Raw genomic sequence first — 16326 nt, forward strand, 5'->3', positions numbered from 1 at the left:
CTTTGGAACTCCCAGGGGACCGGACCGCGCCCCCGGATCAGGTCCGCGGATCCTCGCGATGACGTTGGCGGCGTCGCGCGGGCGTCGCCGCCAGCGCGCCGACCCCAAATCCATGGAAGCCAATCCCAAGCGACAAGGGCGCCGACCCCAAATCCATGCCAACTCCCTGCAACACCCTACCCATTGCCATTTACAGCGATTTCAAGCTGTTACGCCTCATTTACGCATTGTCGCTCTTGCCGCTCCCGAGGCGACCGTGGGAGCAAACTGCGGTCATGGCAATTACGCCGGCGCGTCCGATTCAACACCTTGAGATGATCATAACCCGGCTGTCGGATCTTGGCAAGATATTGTCTGCACGTTTCCGGTTATCTGAAGCAGCCCTTTGGCGCTCAAGAGGTGGAGCGACCGCAGTGAGGACGACGATGTCGGTCCCGCCCCGTCATGGGCCAAAGTCGGGCCATTTCGCGGCTTCGAGCTGCTTTTCAATCATCTCCCGCTCCAACTTGGCCATTTGGATGTGTTGCGACCATAGCGCCGCGGCACCAGATTTGAGTGCATCGATCACCGGGCCAACCGCTGCAGTGACGATCTTGTCGATCAGCCCCCTCTTCCCCTTTGCGGCCCGCGCCACGGCGATTGAGTTGTTACAAAATTCCTGGAGTCCGGTTCCGACCTTATCGAGATTGACCTGAATCCGCGATAAATCCTCCGGCTTGTAACCTTGAACAAGCCCAATCGTAAGCCCGGCGATGACTCCGAGCGGCGGCCTTAACCGAGCTATAGGCGATCTCGCCTTCGCTGATCGCATTTGCGTCACCAGCATTCTTGAACAAGTTGACGCACGCCGCCGCTTGAGTTTGCTGTTCAGTCAGCAGGTCGATCGTGTCCGGCCAACCGAACGTCGTCTGCGCGGCGGCCGAGGTAAACGCAATGGTCGAAAAGCAAATCGCGAGGGTTGTGATTCTATGCAATGTTGCCCTCCAAGAGTCCGTTGGCGACTAATGCTGCGACACTGCGAGCGGGAAATCCGGGATCAGGTTGGGGCGATTCATGACCGGATGCTGCTTTCCGTGCGTCATGTCTTTAACGTGATCTTCGACATATAAGTCGAGCATGTCTGTCGTGATGCGCCCGGTTGGATCAAGAGCCGCCTTACCCCCTCCGATCGCCTCGATCAGCGCCTTCGCGAAAGCGCCATGGCGGTCCCAGTTGAGGTCTTCGTTAGCCCACTCCGTTCCGGTCGAGGCGGCAAAGACGACGAGGCCGGATTCGACTGTGGTGAAGTCGTTGACCACTTTGCCCATGTCGAACCTGAATCCGCCGGTCTCCGCTCTGATGGAGTTGTAGGCGACCGCCGCCGCCCCCGAGTGGCAAGCGTCGATGAACAAGACCTTTTTGCCCGGAATAGAGGCGATGAGATCATGAAGATCGTCGGTTGAGATGGCGGTCGATCTGAGCCTTGAGGTATCCGCATCGCGGGTCAAAAACCAAAAATTCTGCTTGGCGTCGAGATAGCCATGACCAGCGAGAAAAATCACTGTGAGGTCGCGGTTTTTTGCCGTCTGCTGGAGCCAGTAGAAACCATCAACGACATTCGCGCGCGTTGGATCGGAATCAGACCGCGATGGATTGTCGACAATCTTGACATCCACGTCAGCATAAAGCCCGCCTTTTTGGGCCAACCATGCAGCGGCAAATTCATCCGCATCATGGGCGCTGTATTGAATGTCATTATAGTCTGGATTTGTGTAGTTCGTAACGCCGACGAAAAGCGCATGGAGTTTCGGCTTCAACGATTCGGCCGGACTCGGGCCGTAATATTGGACTTTTAACTTGACCGGAGCACTGGGGAGACTCCCGGAATATGCGATGACCGAGACGACGGTATCCTTCCGAGGCAGAGTCGCAATGACTTTGCCCGAGCCTTCAGCGCCATTGATCCTTGTGAATCCGGTTGACGGGACCAGTTGGCCGTCCGCCAGCACGTCGAGCTTGTCGATGGGTAAGCTGGACGGGGAGCGCAACGCATAGGCGATCTCGACCGAGTCGTTGGAGAAATGGTAACCGTCTGCGGGCGACGTAATTGTCGCCACCGGCGGCAGGGCCGCGGCGATGGGCTTCGCGATCTCGCGCTGCGCCGTTGTATTGGCTTGTCGGATTGCTTCCCCTTCGTCGCGCGTCTTGAGCACGAGCCGAACGATGTCGGGCCGGTCGTAGTCGGCGCGGAATTGCGAGGCGGGGAAGAAGTCGGCCTCCTGGGTCCAGCCCCGGTTGACGTGCCAGCCGATCAGGTCCTCTCCGCCGGCCGAGGCCATGTAATAGCCGGACGGCGTCCAGGCGACCCATTTGCGGGTCTGCGGCTCTACGAAGAACGCGAGCAACTCCGCGCCGTCGCTCCAGCGCAGCCAGCGGATCGTGCCGTCGTCATAGGCGACGGCGAGGATTTCGCCGTCGGCCGAGAAATCGACGCCCCAGGCCTCGCCAGGGACCGGATCCTTCCAGCGCTCCTTGCCCGTCGCTTCATAAGCGCGCACGGACCATGAAGTTCCAATGGCAAAGCTGGATACGTCGGGCCTAATAGCCAAGGAGCGCGTGATGTCATGCTCTTCAAGAGCGAGTTTCGCGCCCTTGAACTTCGGCGAGGCGTTGTTGCGCCAATCCGTCACGGGGAGGCCGTCGACTTTCGCCGAGAGGAATTCTGGAGGAAGGCGCGGCGAATCCGTCAGCGACGCCGCGGCGAGATCGAACAAGACGGGCTTTTCCTCTCCGAAGCCAAGGCCGAACCTGACCGAGGCGGCGTCGGGCGAGAGCGCGAACGCCGATCCCAGCTTGGCGCTCATGTTCGCCGTGCGCGGGCCTTGAAGTTTCTTCGCGACGCCTTGTTCTGGGAGAAGGCCGAACGTCGGGTCAGTGGCGGCGAAGGCGAAGCCGTCGCCACAGGGCTGGATGTCGATAATCGTGCTGTCGCTCGCGGCGACGTCCTCGCCCTTGCGCCGGCCGGCGGTGTCGAACCGGCGAAGGAAGTTGCGCCATTTACCCGGGAATTGCGCCTGCGCTCGCCCGCCGGCGACAAATGTCGCGCCGTCGCGCGACCAAGCCGCGCTTAGGAGGTCGCCGTTGGTCAGATCGTCAGTCTGCGCCTTGGCGAGCGGCACCAAGGTCTTCGCGTCGAGGATCGACACCGGCGTCCCGTCAGCGTAGCCGACTGCAACGCGCCGGCCGGACGGGTCAATGGCGGCGACAAAACGGCAGCTTGCCGTCGGGCGCAGCGCGCTTCGCCGTCAGCTCGAGGTCGGGCCCGTAGCGCCATAATTGGCCGTCAAGGCTCGAGGCGATCAGTCCGCCGTCGGGCGCAAAGGCGAGGCCGTAGATGGCGGCGCCATAATCTCGATCGGCGAGCAACTCCGCGCCGCTCGCGCTGTCGAGCACTCGCACGCCGTTTTTGAGTCCGAGCCCTACTCCGATGCGCCGCCCGTCAGCAGAGAACGCAAGGCGGCCGATAACACTGTTGTACCCGCCGAAGCGGCGAATCGCGCCATTCGACAGGTCGACGACAGTGAGGCTCATTGTGCCGGTCTTGTCCCACGCCGCGTCCCATCCGCCGGCGGCCAGGAGGCGCCCGTCCGGCGACAACGCCGTCGCCTCGACCTTGCCAGCGGTCCCGTCGCCGATCGGCGGCCGGATGACGCGCTTGGGCTTGCCTTCGGGCAACGACCAGAGCCGCACCGTCTTGTCCTCGGACCCAGTTGCGAGCAGGGAGCAGGCGGCGTCGACGCCGATGCGCCTTATCGGCGCCGTGTGCATGCCAGGCTCGATGCGCAGGATCGGCTGCTGATCGGGGCAGGCCTTGATCGCGGCGTCGAGCGCGCCGCTCGTTTGTCCGTCGATCGCGCCCTGGTAGCAGCCGGCGTCGGTCAGCCGCTGCTCGAGCGCCTTGATCGCGTCGGCGCTCATATTCGAGGGATCGACGTCCGCGCCGCGGGCGGGCGCGACACTCACGATCGCGGCGCAGCCGATCGCCGCGACCGCCGCCAGCCAACCCCGCCAATAGAACCGCAATCCCATCATTGATGTCCCCGCCGCCGCGCGGATGACGAAACGACAGGACGATAACGCCATTCTTCGCGCCGGCGCAAGCGTGTGACCGCGGAGAGGCGGCGCGTCACCGGGGGGTAGGACCGACCGAGCGCGCTTAGCGAGAAGGCGTCTCTTCTCCGCCTCCTCGCTGCGGTTGACGCAGACCTACTGCGACGGCTGCGGCTTGCCAGGGCCGGTCGGCGCATGGCCCGGAGCGCCGGGCTGCCTTGGCGCCGGCGGCCGGCCCGGCTCATGTCCCGGCGGCGCGGCCGGCGGGCGCATGATCGGCGCTTGCGCGGGTGCAACGGGAGCCGGTGGCGCTGGCGGCGCGTGCACGACTGGCGGCGGCGCGGGCGGCGGGGCATGGATCACGGGCGCCGGCGAGGGCGCGGCGGGCGCGGGCGTATGCACGGCCGGCATCGGCGCGGGCGGCGGGGCGTGGATCACGGGCGCCGGCGCCGGCGCGACCCGGACGCGCGCGGCGGGAACAGGCGCGGGCTGCGGCGGCGCGTGAACCTGCGGCTCCGCTGGCTTCGGGGGCGCGGCCAACGGCGCCGGAGCGTGGAGGGCGGGTGCCGGAGCAGGCGCGTGAACCTGAGGCTCCGGCGGTTTTGCGGGCGCGATGACGGCCGGCGTCGGGGCGTGGACAACGGGCGGGGGCGCCGGCTGTGGTTTGGGCGCGGCGGCAGCGGGCTCGGGTTTCGGCGCCGCCGCCGGGGTGGGTCGGACTTCCGCCGGCGCAGTCTTCGCCGGCGCGGCGTTCGGGTTCTCCGGCGTGGGAGCGGCCGGCTTCGCCTCGGCCGGCGGTTGCGGGGGCTGAGCGGCGGGCGACGGCAGCGGCTTTCCGGACGACGGAACGTTCGGCGCGCCGCCCGTGATCGGCGCGGTCGGCGAGGGCTTCGCCGGCGCGACGTTCGGCGGCCCGGCCGGCGGCGCAGATGGCTTCACTTCGGACGGGGCCAGCGGGGGCTGAACCGCGGGCGCCGGGACAGGCGTCGGCAGCGGCTTGCCGCCGGGCGCAACATTGGGCGCTCCGCCCGGCGTCGCCGCCGCCGGGACGGACGGTCTTGCTTCGGATGGGGGCTGCAGCGGCTGTGTCCCGGTCGACGGCGCAGCGGCCGGCGCGCCGCCGGTCGCCGCCGGCGGGGGCGCCGGAGGCTTCGCCGGTTCGGGCGGCTTCTGTGCGGGCGCCGCCGGCGCCGGCGTATTCGGCTGGGCGGGCGTCGGATTGGCGGCGCCGGGCGTCGGTCTCGGGGCGACTGGTTGGCTCGCGTTTCCGGGCGACTGCGCCTGCGCGAACGGCGGCAGCGGCCGGACGACCGGAGTCTGGGGGCCGGCGCCGTTCGACGTGGTCGGCCGGGGCGGCGGTGGCGCGACCGGCTTCACGCCCGGCGGCAGCGGCGGCGGGGCGGGCGGGGGCGGCGCGAATACCGGCGCGCCGGGGGGCGCGACGCCGTCGTGACGCCAATGATGATGGCCCTGGTAGGCGACGGCGCCGACGATCACGGGGATCGCGACTTCCAGCACAGGCAACATCCCCACCTCTGGCGGCGGAGGCGGCGGCGGCAGGGCGCGCCAGTCGTCGTCGTCCTCCAGCGCGTAATAGCCGGGCGGGGGCGGCGGGGGCGGGCCAAAATCGTCGAAGGCGTAAACCGGACGCTCGACGTAGAAGGTCTCGTCCGGAGGCGGCGGCGGCAGGCCTGCGAATTCGATCGGCTCGAAATCGGCCGGCGGTTCGTACACGGCCGACAGGAACATGAGACGCCGGCGCGCGTCGGCGACATGCGGGCCCCGCGGATAGGCCCTGAGATAGGTCCAGTAGGCGCGCGGGGAGTCGGCGTCCCGCGCGCGCCGCCAGAACGCGGCCTCGCGCCGCGCGGCGAGGATCGCCCGCACGCGGCGCGCCTCATGCGATTGCGGATAGGCGGCGAGAAATTCGCGATAGCCGGCGATCGTGTCGCGCTGCAGCGCCACGGCGTAGGCGTCGTCCGCGGAATAGCGCGCGATCGGCTGCCGATGCTGCTCGATCGCGGCGGCGACCGGGGGTGGCGGCGCGTCAGCGGCCCGCTCGAAGATGTAGTAAGGCGCGCCGAGCTTCGACGCGCTCCACGGCAGCAGAGCGCCCTGCGTCTCCTGATTGACCAGCACCCGCGTCTGGTCGAACGCCTCGGCGATGTCGAGGCCGCCCTGGCGGATCGCGCCGGCGAGCGTCTTGCCATAGACGCCGTACGGTCCCTGCTCGTCGCCGGCGAGCGTTCCGGGCGTCGCGTCGAAGGCGATCAGCACGCCGGGCTCGGCGTCGACGAGGGCGAGACCGGGCGCAAGCGGCGCGCCCTCGATCGCATAGGGGCCGGCGCGCGCGGCGTCGAGCACGACGATGCGGGCGCGACCCGGCAGGGTCGCGAGCGCGTGGACGAAGTCGCCGACGCGGATCGCTTCGATCGGGACGTCGGCGTCGCGGCGGAGGGTCGCGTCGATGGGGACGACGTAATTGTCGCCGGCGTACTGCACGCCGCGGCCGGCGAAATAGACGAAGGCCTGCATGTCGGGGCCCGCCGCCGCCGCCTTGTCGAGGAAATCCCGCAACGCCGCGCGGAGCGACGGCCCGTCGAGATCGCGCGCGCCGACCACGTCGAAGCCGGCCGCCTGCAGCGTTTGCGCCATCAGGCCGGCGTCGTTGGCGGTGGTCGGCAGCGCCTGGTCGCGATAGGTCTGCTCGCCGACGACGAGCGCGATGCGCGGATTGGCGGCCGGCTCTTGGGCAAGAACGGGCGCGGCGAGCGCGCACAGAAGCGCGGCGAACGCCGTCACGATCGGTTTCAACGCCAACATCCCCGGCCCTCGATGATCCGCACGCGTGATTCGCAGTTTTGTCCCGTTGCGGGTATTGGCGCAACGTGTCAGAAGCGTGTCCGATAGACGACGGGAAAGCTGAAGCGCGGGTCCGCGTCCTACGCCTCCGCCGGCCCGATGGTCAGCGCGATCGTGCCCACGCCCTCGATCTTGCCCTCGAGCTTGTCGCCAGGCTTCACCGGGCCGACGCCGTCGGGCGTGCCGGTGAAGATGAGGTCGCCCGGGGCGAGATGGTAGAAGAGCGACAGGTCCGCGACGATCTCGCGCACGCTCCAGATGAGATTGCCGAGGTCCGATTTCTGCTTGATGGCGCCGTTGACGAGGAGCTTGATCCAGCCGCGCTCGAGCAGGACGCCGGGCATCGGGACGATCTCCGAAACGACCGCGGCGTTCTCGAAATCCTTTCCGAGGTCCCAGGGGCGGCCCTTCTCGCGCGCGGCGAGCTGGAGGTCGCGCCGCGTCAGATCGAGCCCGCAGGCGTAGCCGTAGATGAGCTCGTGCGCGCGCTCCGGGGCGACGCGGAAGCCCGGAGCGCCGATGACGACGACCAGCTCCATCTCGTGATGGCAGTTCCTGGTCTCGGGCGGGTAGGGGATGGTGGCGCCGGAATCGACCAGCGCCTGCGGCGACTTGGTGAAGTAGAACGGCCGGTCGCCTTCCTTCTCGACCTTGTGGCCCATTTCTGCGGCGTGGGCGAGATAGTTGCGCCCGACGCAGAAGATGCGGTTCACGGCTGCGCGTTCGGAAAGCCCCTTGACGGGCAGCGAGACGGGCGCAGGCGGCGCCCAGAGGGGGAATTCAGTCATGAGGCTCTCCGGAAAGTTCGATTGGAGTTGCAGCCTTCATACACCGCGCGCCGAGGCGGCGCGACGCGGCGCTTTGCAGGAAGCGTGGCGGACGCCGCCGTTGTGGTCAAAATCCAACGCTTGGCGCCCGACTGGATTGTCAGGAGTGCACAAGAAGCGGGCGTTCGCCATCGGCTGAGCGAACGGCTCGTGTCGGACCCTTTGCCCTTCCCGGCCTGTCGCTGCACGTGAAGGAAGCGCTAGGAGCGTCCTTCATGGCGACAGCCAACAGAACGACAACGTTAATCCATCCGCTATGTTTGATTATCTTAAACTCAAGCCGCCCTCCGCGCCAAAGCTGAAAATCCTACCACAGCGAGACGACCCAAAGTCTGGCTTTCAAGGAGCGCGCCTCGGCTGCCGGTGAAGCGGTTCCAATCCGGGAGCAGCGAATGCTTGACCAACGTCAGCATCGTGCCGCCCTCGAAGGAGAGCTGCGCCCGCATGCCGTTGCCGGCCGGCGACGTCGCAGAGCTTCATCAGCACGCCGGGGCCGAAGCCCCCGCCATCTGGCGGCAGTTGGACAATCCCTTGCGGGTCGACGCCGGCCTCGACGAGCTCGCAAGCGAAACTCGTCATCAACCCGTCGACCTTGGCGCCGTCGTCGTACACGATCACGGCGAAGTGGTTGGGATCGAGGGTTTGCGGGTCCATGGCGGCTCTTTTGTCGGGTTCCCGACAATTTGTCGTGCCGAAACGGCGACAAATTCGGCCCCGCAAGACGGCGCCACAACGGCGGCGAGCGCCCCTGCGACGCGAGGCCCCGTGGACGTCGGAAAGCCTGGTCGTCTACGCAAGGAAGGGCTGGCCCCCGTCACGCGGCAAGTGGCCCGAACCTTGCGACGTTACAACGGGGCCCATCAATGAAGCTCTCCGCCCGCAACGTTCTCCCCGGCAAAGTGGTCCCGATCACCAAGGGCGCGACCTCCGAGCATGTCAGGATCGAGGTCGGCGCCGAAATGGTGACGGCCCCGATTGCAAACGACGCGGTCGACGCGCTCGCGCTCGAAGTCGGCAAGCTCGCGCCTGCGGTGATTCAGGCGTCCGACGTCATGATCGTGATCGACGTCTGAAGGAGATTGAGAGTCATGTCGCAAGCCAACCCATCCCACGCATCCCATGCGTTTGAGCGCCTCGACGATTTGGCCGAGCCGCTACTTGTGGAGGATGGGGCGCGCGGCGATCTGACGACCGAGGCGCTCGGGCTTCACGGCCGGCGCGGTCATGTCGTGTTTTTCGCGCGCGGCCCCATGACGATCGCCGGAACCGAGCTTGCCGCCGCGATGTTCATGCGGCGCGGGATCCCGGTCGTGCTGCACCGGCGATCGGGCGAGTCGGTCAAGGCCGGCGCCCAGCTGCTCGCCGGCGACGGCGACGCGGCCGATCTGCATCTGGTGTTCAAGGCGGCGCAGACGATGGTCGAAACCCTGTCGGGGATGGCCACGGCGGCGCGGGCGATGGTCGACGCGGTCGAAGCGGTCAACCCGAACGTCCGCGTCGCGTGCACCCGCAAGGCGTTTCCTGGCGGGCGGCGGCTCTCGCATGTCGCGGTCACGGCGGGCGGAGCGATCCTGCATCGCGCAGGCCTCTCCGAGACGATCCTCATCTTCGCCGAGCACCGCGCCTTCCTGCGCGACAAGCCGCTCGCCGCCGTCATGGAAAGGCTGCGCCTCGTCGCCCCCGAGAAGAAGATCGCGATCGAAGTCGACGATGTCGCAGAGGCGCGCGAGGCGATCGACGCCGGTTTCGACATCCTCCAGCTGGAAAGGTTCAGCGTCGGAGCGGTCGGCGAGGTTGCGGCGCTCGCGCGCGCCCGCGCCATCCCGCCGCTGATCGCGGCGGCAGGGGGGGTCACGGTCGCCAACGCCGCCGACTACGTGCGCGCCGGCGCCGGCATGATCGTCACAAGCGCCCCTTTCGGGGCGCCGCCCGCGGACGTCAACGTCAGCATCGCGGAGGTGAAATTGAACTGAACGACGCCGTTGGCGACTGCGTTTCGCCGCGGCTCCCTCCTCCCTCTATTCCCATCCTTGTGAAGCGTCCGCGCGGCGCGAGGAGGGGCGTCGCCACCGCAAGAACGAGAGGCGCTTCCGACAGCGATCCCGGCGCGCGGATATTTCCTCTCTGCGCCGGCAACCGAAATCCTGCGCGCGGAACCTCCGCCGCGCGGCAACGTCAGCGTCAGCATCGTGGCGGTGACGTAGGGCTTGGCAGGGCGCTCGGCTCAGCGCGCACTTGAAGCCATGCTCGACCAGCGCGGCCGGTTGCCACAAACCGGTCCGATTCCCGCTTCAGTCTGGCCCCGCCGAGCTTGACCCCGAGTGGGGGGACGGGGACGCGTCCGGTCCGAGGCATCATCGGATCGCGCCGCTTCGCTCCCGCGAGGTCAGGCGCGCGTTGGTCCATGAACTCAAAGAGCGGCGCCGCATGGTTGAACCTTGTTCCGCGGCCGGTCTGGCGTCTCGCTCTGCGGGGGCGCTTATCATCGTCTCGAGCGCGCTCGCGCTCGCGGCCTGCAACGCGAAAAACGCCTACGTGCCGCCGCCGCCGCCGAAGGTCGTGGTGGCGCAGCCGGTCGAGCGGCCGGTCACCCTTTATTTCGAGCTCACCGGCAACACCACCGCGATCAATTCCATCGATCTCGTCGCGCGCGTTCAGGGCTATCTGGAGTCGATCGACTACAAGGACGGCTCGGCGGTCAAGAAGGGCGAGCTTTTGTTCGGCATCGAGCGCGACCAGTATCAGGCGCAGCTCGATCAGGCGAAAGCGTCGCTCGCCAACGCCGAGGCGCAGCAGGTCTACAACCAGGCCGAATTTCAGCGGCAGTCGACGCTGGGCAAGCAGGACTTCGCGACTCAGGCGACGGTCCAGCAGTGGAAGTCCAATGTCGACCAGTCGGGCGCTGCAATTCTCAACGCCAAGGCCGCCATCGAACTCGCCAACATCAATCTCGGCTACACCCAGGTGACCGCGCCCTTCGACGGCGTCGTCACCCATCATCTGGTGGACGTCGGCTCGCTTGTCGGTGTGACCGGGCCGACCAAGCTCGCGACCCTCGTGCAGACCGACCCGATGTACGTGTATTTCAACCTGAGCGAGCCGCAGGTCCTGGCGATCAAGGAAAGCAACGCCAGGGCGGGACTGCCCTTCCGCACCACCGACCTTTCCAACATCCCGGTCGAGATCGGGCTGCAGGGCGAAGACGGCTATCCCCACAAGGGGCACATGGACTACGCGTCGCAGCAGGTCGACCAGTCGACCGGCACGCTGCTGGTGCGCGCGCTGTTCGACAATAAGGATCAGACCCTGCTGCCCGGCCTTTTCGTCCGCGTTCGCACGCCGGTCAGCGCGCTCCCCAAGGCGCTCTTGACGTCGAACGACGCCATCGGGACCAGCCAGGAGGGGTCCTACGTGCTGGTCGTCGGCGCCGACAATGTCGTTCACCGCAAGGTCGTGAAGACGGGGGACAAGCAGGGACAATTGCGGATCATCGAGTCCGGACTGGATCCCGGCGACTGGGTGGTGACCGAAGGCCTTCAGCGCGCATTCCCCGGCGCCAAGGTCGAGCCCCAGCGGACGACGCTCGCCTCCGCGGAGACGGCGCCCTCCACCGCCGGCGCCGCCGATCCGGCGCCGAAATGACCCAGCTCAAGAACGATCCGCCCCAAGAAGCGTCGCGCCAGGCGGCGGGGCGGGCAGGGGCCATCTCCCGCTTCTTCATCGAGCGGCCGGTGCTCTCGAACGTGATCGCGCTGGTGGTCGTGCTGATCGGCCTCGTCGCGCTCTTTCAACTGCCGAACGCGCAATATCCCAACGTCGTCCCGCCGACCGTGCAGGTGTCGACCCGCTACCCCGGCGCCAGCGCACGCACGCTGGTCGATTCCGTCGCCCTGCCGATCGAGCAGCAGGTCAACGGCGTCGAGGACATGATCTACATGCAGTCGACCAGCGCGGACGACGGCACGTACAATCTTGCGGTCACTTTCGCGATCGGCACCGACCCCGACAAGGCGCAGGTCCTCGTCCAGAACCGGGTGGCGATCGCCATTTCCTCGCTGCCCCAGGAAGTGCAGATCCAGGGCGTGACGACGAAGAAGCAGTCGACCTCGATCCTCGAATTCGTCGGACTGGTCTCGCCCGACAGCCGCTTCGACAGCCTGTTTTTGTCGAACTACGCCGTGATCAACGTGCAGGACGAGCTTCGCCGACTCAATGGCGTGGGCGACGTGACCGTGCTCGGGGCGGGACAGTATGCGATGCGGGTCTGGCTCAACCCGGACCTGCTTCAGGCGCGCGGCCTGACGCCGCAGGACGTCATCGGTATCATCCAGCAGCAGAGCCAGGAAGTCACGGCGGGGCAGGTCGGCGCGCCGCCGGCGCCGAAGGGTCAGGACTTTCAATATACGCTGAACCTCAAGGGCCGGCTCGACGATCCGTCCGAGTTCGAGAACATCATCGTCAAGGTCGACCCCGCCAACGGCGGGCAGATCACCCGGGTTCGCGACGTCGGCCGTGTCGAGCTCGGCGCCCAGACCTACAGCGAGTCCTTTAACCTCAATGGCCGGCCGGCCGCCGGAATCGCCGTCTCCCTCCTTCCGGACGCCAACGCCATCCAGGTCGCCAACGAGGTGAAGGCGAAGATGGACGAGCTCGCTACGAGCTTCCCGCAGGGCCTCCAGTACGTCATTCCCTACGACACGACGAAATTCGTGCGCGCCGCGATTTTCGAGGTCTACCGGACGCTGATCGAGGCGGCGATCCTGGTGCTGATCGTCATCCTCGTCTTCCTCCAGGACTGGCGGGCGATGCTCGTACCGGCGACCACCGTGCCGGTCACGCTGATCGGCGCGTTCGCCGCCATGGCGGCGCTGGGCTTCTCCATCAACCTCCCGACGCTGTTTGCGCTGGTCCTCGCGATCGGCATCGTAGTCGACGACGCGATCGTCATTGTCGAGGGCGTCGCGCGATACGTCGAGCAGGGTCTTCCCGGCCGCGAGGCGGCGGGGCGCGCGATGGACGATCTGACCGGTCCGGTCCTCGGCATCACGCTCGTGCTGATGTCGGTGTTCATTCCCGCCGCTTTTCTGCCCGGGTTCACCGGCCAGCTCTACCGGCAGTTCGCGCTCGTCATTGCCTCGACCGCCTTCATCAGCGCCGTCAACGCCCTGACCTTGAAGCCGACGCAGTCTGCATTGTGGCTCAGGCCGCCGAGGGCGGATGGGCGGCGCAACTTCTTCTCGCGCGGCTTCGACGCGGTCTACGGACGGCTCGAAAACGGATACGCCCGGCTCGTCTCCGCGATGACCCGCCGCGCCGGCCTGATGGTGGTGCTGGCGCTCGCGCTCGTCGGGGTCGCCGTCTACGGACTGACGCGCATCCCGACCGCGTTTTTGCCGGTCGAGGACCAGGGCTACCTGATCGTTCCGGTGCAATTGCCCGACGGCGCGTCGAAAGAGCGCACCGACGCAGTGATGCAAAAGGTTGCGAAACTTGCCGGCGACGTCCCCGGCGTCGAGCGCGTCGTCACCGTCAGCGGCATCTCCATACTCGACAACCGGGCGAGCCTCGCCAACGCCGGCGTCGCCTTCGTCGTCCTGAAGGACTGGGACGAGCGCCTGAAGGAGAAGGGCCAGGATGCGCGCACGATCACAGGGCGCCTGAACGCCGGCCTGCAAAGCATACCGGAGGCCTTTACCTTCGCCCTTCCTCCGCCGCCGATCCAGGGCATCGGCAACGTCGGCGGCTTCAGCATGCAGCTCGAGCTGAAGAACGGCAATTTCGACTACACCCTGCTGCAGAGCCTAACCAACGCCGTCGTGGCGAACGCCAACGGGCAGTCCTCGCTGTCGCGAGTCGCAACGACTTTCCGCGCGGGGGCGCCGCAGTTCTTCGTCGAGGTCAATCGCATCAAGGCCGAGAGAATCGGCGTGACAGTCGGGCAGGTGTTCTCCGCGCTGTCGGGCTACGTCGGAGCGGGCTATGTGGCGCAGTTCAACAAGTTCGGGCACGTCTTCCAGATCTACACCCAGGCCGAGCCCGGCTATCGCGCCACCGCCGACGACATCCGCAACCTGAAGGTCAAGGCCGGCGACGGAACCATGACGACGATCGGCACCGTGGTCGACGTCACAGAGGTCCAGGGGCCGTCGCTGATCAGTCTCTATAACCTCTATCCGTCGTCCACCATCGTCGGCAGCGCGGCGCCGGGCTTCAGCTCGGGTCAGTCGCTCGACATCATGGACCAGATCGCCAATGCGACGCTGCCGACCGGCGCGGGCTACGAATGGACCGCCATGTCTTTCCAGGAGAAGCAGGTCGGCAACCAGATCTACTATGTCTTCGGCTTCGCGCTGCTCCTGGTCTATTTCGTCCTCGCCGGCCAGTACGAGAGCTGGATTCTGCCGCTCGCCGTGATTCTGGGCGTACCGCTGGCGCTGCTCGGGACGGTCGCCGCGCTGACTTGGCTCGGCGCGTCGGACGTTTTCTACAGCCAGATCGGCGTCGCCGCGACCAACCTCTACACCCAGATCGGCCTCATCCTGCTGATCGCGCTCGGCAGCAAGAACGCGATCCTGATCGTCGAATACGCGCGCCAGCGCCGGGACGAAGGCATGGACATCGCAAAGGCCGCGGTCGAGGGGGCGCGGTTGCGCTTCCGGCCGATCATCATGACGTCCTTCGCCTTCATTCTCGGCGTCTTGCCGCTGGTGCTCGCCACCGGCGCAGGCGCTTCGGCGCGCATTTCCATCGGCATCGCGGTCTTCTACGGCATGATCGCATCGACCTGCCTCGTCGTGGTCTTCGTGCCCTCGTTCTATGTGGTGATGCAGCGCTTCGAGGAGCGCCGCTCACGCAAGCCAGCGCCCGCCGCGGTCGCTCAACCGGCGCCGCCCGCGGTCGGCTGAAGCGGCGGCGGGCGGCCTCGGATCAGCGGGTCGCCGACGGGCTGTCCGCCTTTATGCGCCGGCGGTTTGCGCAAGCGTGGGAACCGAAAAGCCCAGCCATTCGTGGCGTCGCTCCACGCGAGGAAAGGGGCTAAGCTGCGACCTATGAAGAAAATCGGCTTCCTCTCCTTCGGGCACTGGACGGCCTCGCCGCAGTCGGCGACCCGCTCGGCCGCCGACGCGCTCCTGCAATCGATCGACCTCGCCGTCGCGGCCGAGGACCTCGGCGCGGACGGGGCCTATTTCCGCGTCCATCATTTCGCCCGCCAGCTCGCCTCGCCCTTCCCGCTGCTGGCGGCAGTCGGCGCGAGGACGAAGCGCATCGAGATCGGCACGGCGGTCGTCGACATGCGCTACGAGAACCCGCTCTACATGGTCGAGGACGCAGGCGCGGCCGATCTCATTGCCGGCGGACGGCTGCAACTCGGCATCAGCCGCGGCTCGCCCGAACAGGTGATCAACGGCTGGCGCTATTTCGGCTACCGCCCGGACGAGGGACAGAGCGACGCCGACATGGGCCGGCGGCATGCGGAGGTCTTTCTCGATTTTTTGAGCGGCGAAGGATTCGCCGAGCCGAACCCGCAGCCGATGTTCCCCAACCCGCCGGGCCTCTTGCGGCTCGAGCCCTGGTCGAAGGGCTTGCGCGAGCGAATCTGGTGGGGCGCGGGCTCCAACGCGACCGCGGCGTGGGCGGCGAAGCTCGGCATGAACCTGCAGAGTTCGACGCTCAAGGACGACGAGACCGGCGAGCCATTCCACATCCAGCAGGCCAAGCAGATCCGCGCCTACCGCGACGCCTGGAAAGAGGCGGGGCACGCGCGCGAGCCGCGCGTCTCGGTCAGCCGCAGCGTCTTCGCGCTCATCGACGACCGCGACCGCGCCACTTTCGGCAGCGGGCGACCGGAGCAGGATCAGATCGGCTTCATCGACGAGAAGACGCGCGCCATCTTCGGCCGCGGCTACGCCGCCGAGCCGGACAAGCTCATCGAGGAACTCAAGAAGGACGAGGCGATCGCGGCGGCGGACACGCTGCTGCTCACCGTCCCCAACCAACTCGGCGTCGCTTACAACGCGCATGTGATCGAGGCGATCCTCACCCACGTCGCGCCCGCGCTCGGGTGGAGGTGACCCGGAACGGGCGTCGTTGTCTGAAGCCTCCGTCGCGGTCGGGGAGCGCCGGCGCCTATGAGACCGCGGCAAAATTGTATCGGAACGCTGCAAGCGCGCCGCTATTCGGCTCCCCCGACCTATGGTTAGCCTCCGCGGTGCGGCTTCCCCGTCGGGAAGGCCGCTGACAGAGCAAAACAACGAGGAACGCCCATGGTTAAGAATTTGGCCATCGCCGCATGCGTGGGCGCGGCGGCTTGTCTGATCTCCGGCGTGATGGCGGCGCCGGCATACGCAGACGCCATTTGCAAGGACGACGTCAGGGTGTTGGCGCAGCCGCGCGACGGTCTGACAATTCTCGAGAAATCCAAGGACGAATTCAAGACTCTCAGCGGCGCATCGTTCAACATCGACTATCTGAACGAGAACGATCACCGGGCGAAATCACGCGCCGACGCTTCGACCATCGGAAAATACAACGTCTACTACATCGACGA

11 protein-coding genes and 1 pseudogene are annotated in these 16326 nt (G+C 67.0%); 6 read left to right on the forward strand and 6 right to left on the reverse strand.

Going from position 1 to position 16326, the window contains the following annotated elements; genetic code table 11:
* Nucleotides 1-442: 442 nt before the first annotated feature.
* From ACLP25_RS23570 to ACLP25_RS23595, 6 genes are all read right to left on the reverse strand, one after another.
* Entirely contained in the window at nucleotides 443-826 is a 384-nt protein-coding gene (locus ACLP25_RS23570; protein WP_442471562.1) for a hypothetical protein, read from the reverse strand.
* A gap of 175 nt (nucleotides 827-1001) precedes the next feature.
* Complete coding sequence (locus tag ACLP25_RS23575) at nucleotides 1002-3185, reverse strand: caspase family protein (RefSeq protein WP_442471563.1); 2184 nt, start codon at nucleotides 3183-3185, stop codon at nucleotides 1002-1004.
* A 46-nt stretch (nucleotides 3186-3231) separates the two neighbouring features.
* Complete coding sequence (locus ACLP25_RS23580) at nucleotides 3232-4122, reverse strand: WD40 repeat domain-containing protein (RefSeq protein WP_442471564.1); 891 nt, start codon at nucleotides 4120-4122, stop codon at nucleotides 3232-3234.
* A gap of 123 nt (nucleotides 4123-4245) precedes the next feature.
* Entirely contained in the window at nucleotides 4246-6912 is a 2667-nt protein-coding gene (locus ACLP25_RS23585) for a caspase family protein (RefSeq protein WP_442471565.1), read from the reverse strand.
* A 119-nt stretch (nucleotides 6913-7031) separates the two neighbouring features.
* Nucleotides 7032-7739 carry a fumarylacetoacetate hydrolase family protein gene (locus tag ACLP25_RS23590; protein ID WP_442471566.1) on the reverse strand — a complete coding sequence of 236 codons (708 nt, stop codon included), beginning with the start codon at nucleotides 7737-7739 and terminating at the stop codon, nucleotides 7032-7034.
* Between the two features lie 378 nt (nucleotides 7740-8117).
* Entirely contained in the window at nucleotides 8118-8432 is a 315-nt protein-coding gene (locus ACLP25_RS23595) for a hypothetical protein (RefSeq protein WP_442471567.1), read from the reverse strand.
* Between the two features lie 209 nt (nucleotides 8433-8641).
* Between ACLP25_RS23595 and ACLP25_RS23600 the strand changes: the two genes are divergently transcribed.
* From ACLP25_RS23600 to ACLP25_RS23625, 6 genes and pseudogenes are all read left to right on the forward strand, one after another.
* Nucleotides 8642-8851, forward strand: coding sequence for a TOBE domain-containing protein (locus ACLP25_RS23600; RefSeq protein ID WP_442471568.1), 210 nt, complete (start codon nucleotides 8642-8644; stop codon nucleotides 8849-8851).
* A 15-nt stretch (nucleotides 8852-8866) separates the two neighbouring features.
* Nucleotides 8867-9751, forward strand: coding sequence for a ModD protein (gene modD, locus ACLP25_RS23605; protein ID WP_442471569.1), 885 nt, complete (start codon nucleotides 8867-8869; stop codon nucleotides 9749-9751).
* A gap of 454 nt (nucleotides 9752-10205) precedes the next feature.
* The gene (locus ACLP25_RS23610) at nucleotides 10206-11420 is read left to right on the forward strand and encodes an efflux RND transporter periplasmic adaptor subunit (RefSeq protein ID WP_442471570.1); all 1215 of its coding nucleotides are present in this window, start codon (nucleotides 10206-10208) and stop codon (nucleotides 11418-11420) included.
* Entirely contained in the window at nucleotides 11417-14683 is a 3267-nt protein-coding gene (locus tag ACLP25_RS23615) for an efflux RND transporter permease subunit (protein WP_442471571.1), read from the forward strand. Before ACLP25_RS23610 ends, ACLP25_RS23615 begins: the two co-directional genes overlap by 4 nt.
* A 144-nt stretch (nucleotides 14684-14827) precedes the next feature.
* A complete protein-coding gene (locus tag ACLP25_RS23620; RefSeq protein ID WP_442471572.1) occupies nucleotides 14828-15850 on the forward strand; it encodes an LLM class flavin-dependent oxidoreductase in 1023 nt (340 codons plus the stop codon).
* Between the two features lie 255 nt (nucleotides 15851-16105).
* Nucleotides 16106-16326: pseudogene (locus ACLP25_RS23625) on the forward strand (sugar ABC transporter substrate-binding protein); the annotation flags it as partial.

It is taken from the genome of Roseiarcus sp., from assembly GCF_052145395.1.
Taxonomy (GTDB): domain Bacteria; phylum Pseudomonadota; class Alphaproteobacteria; order Rhizobiales; family Beijerinckiaceae; genus Roseiarcus.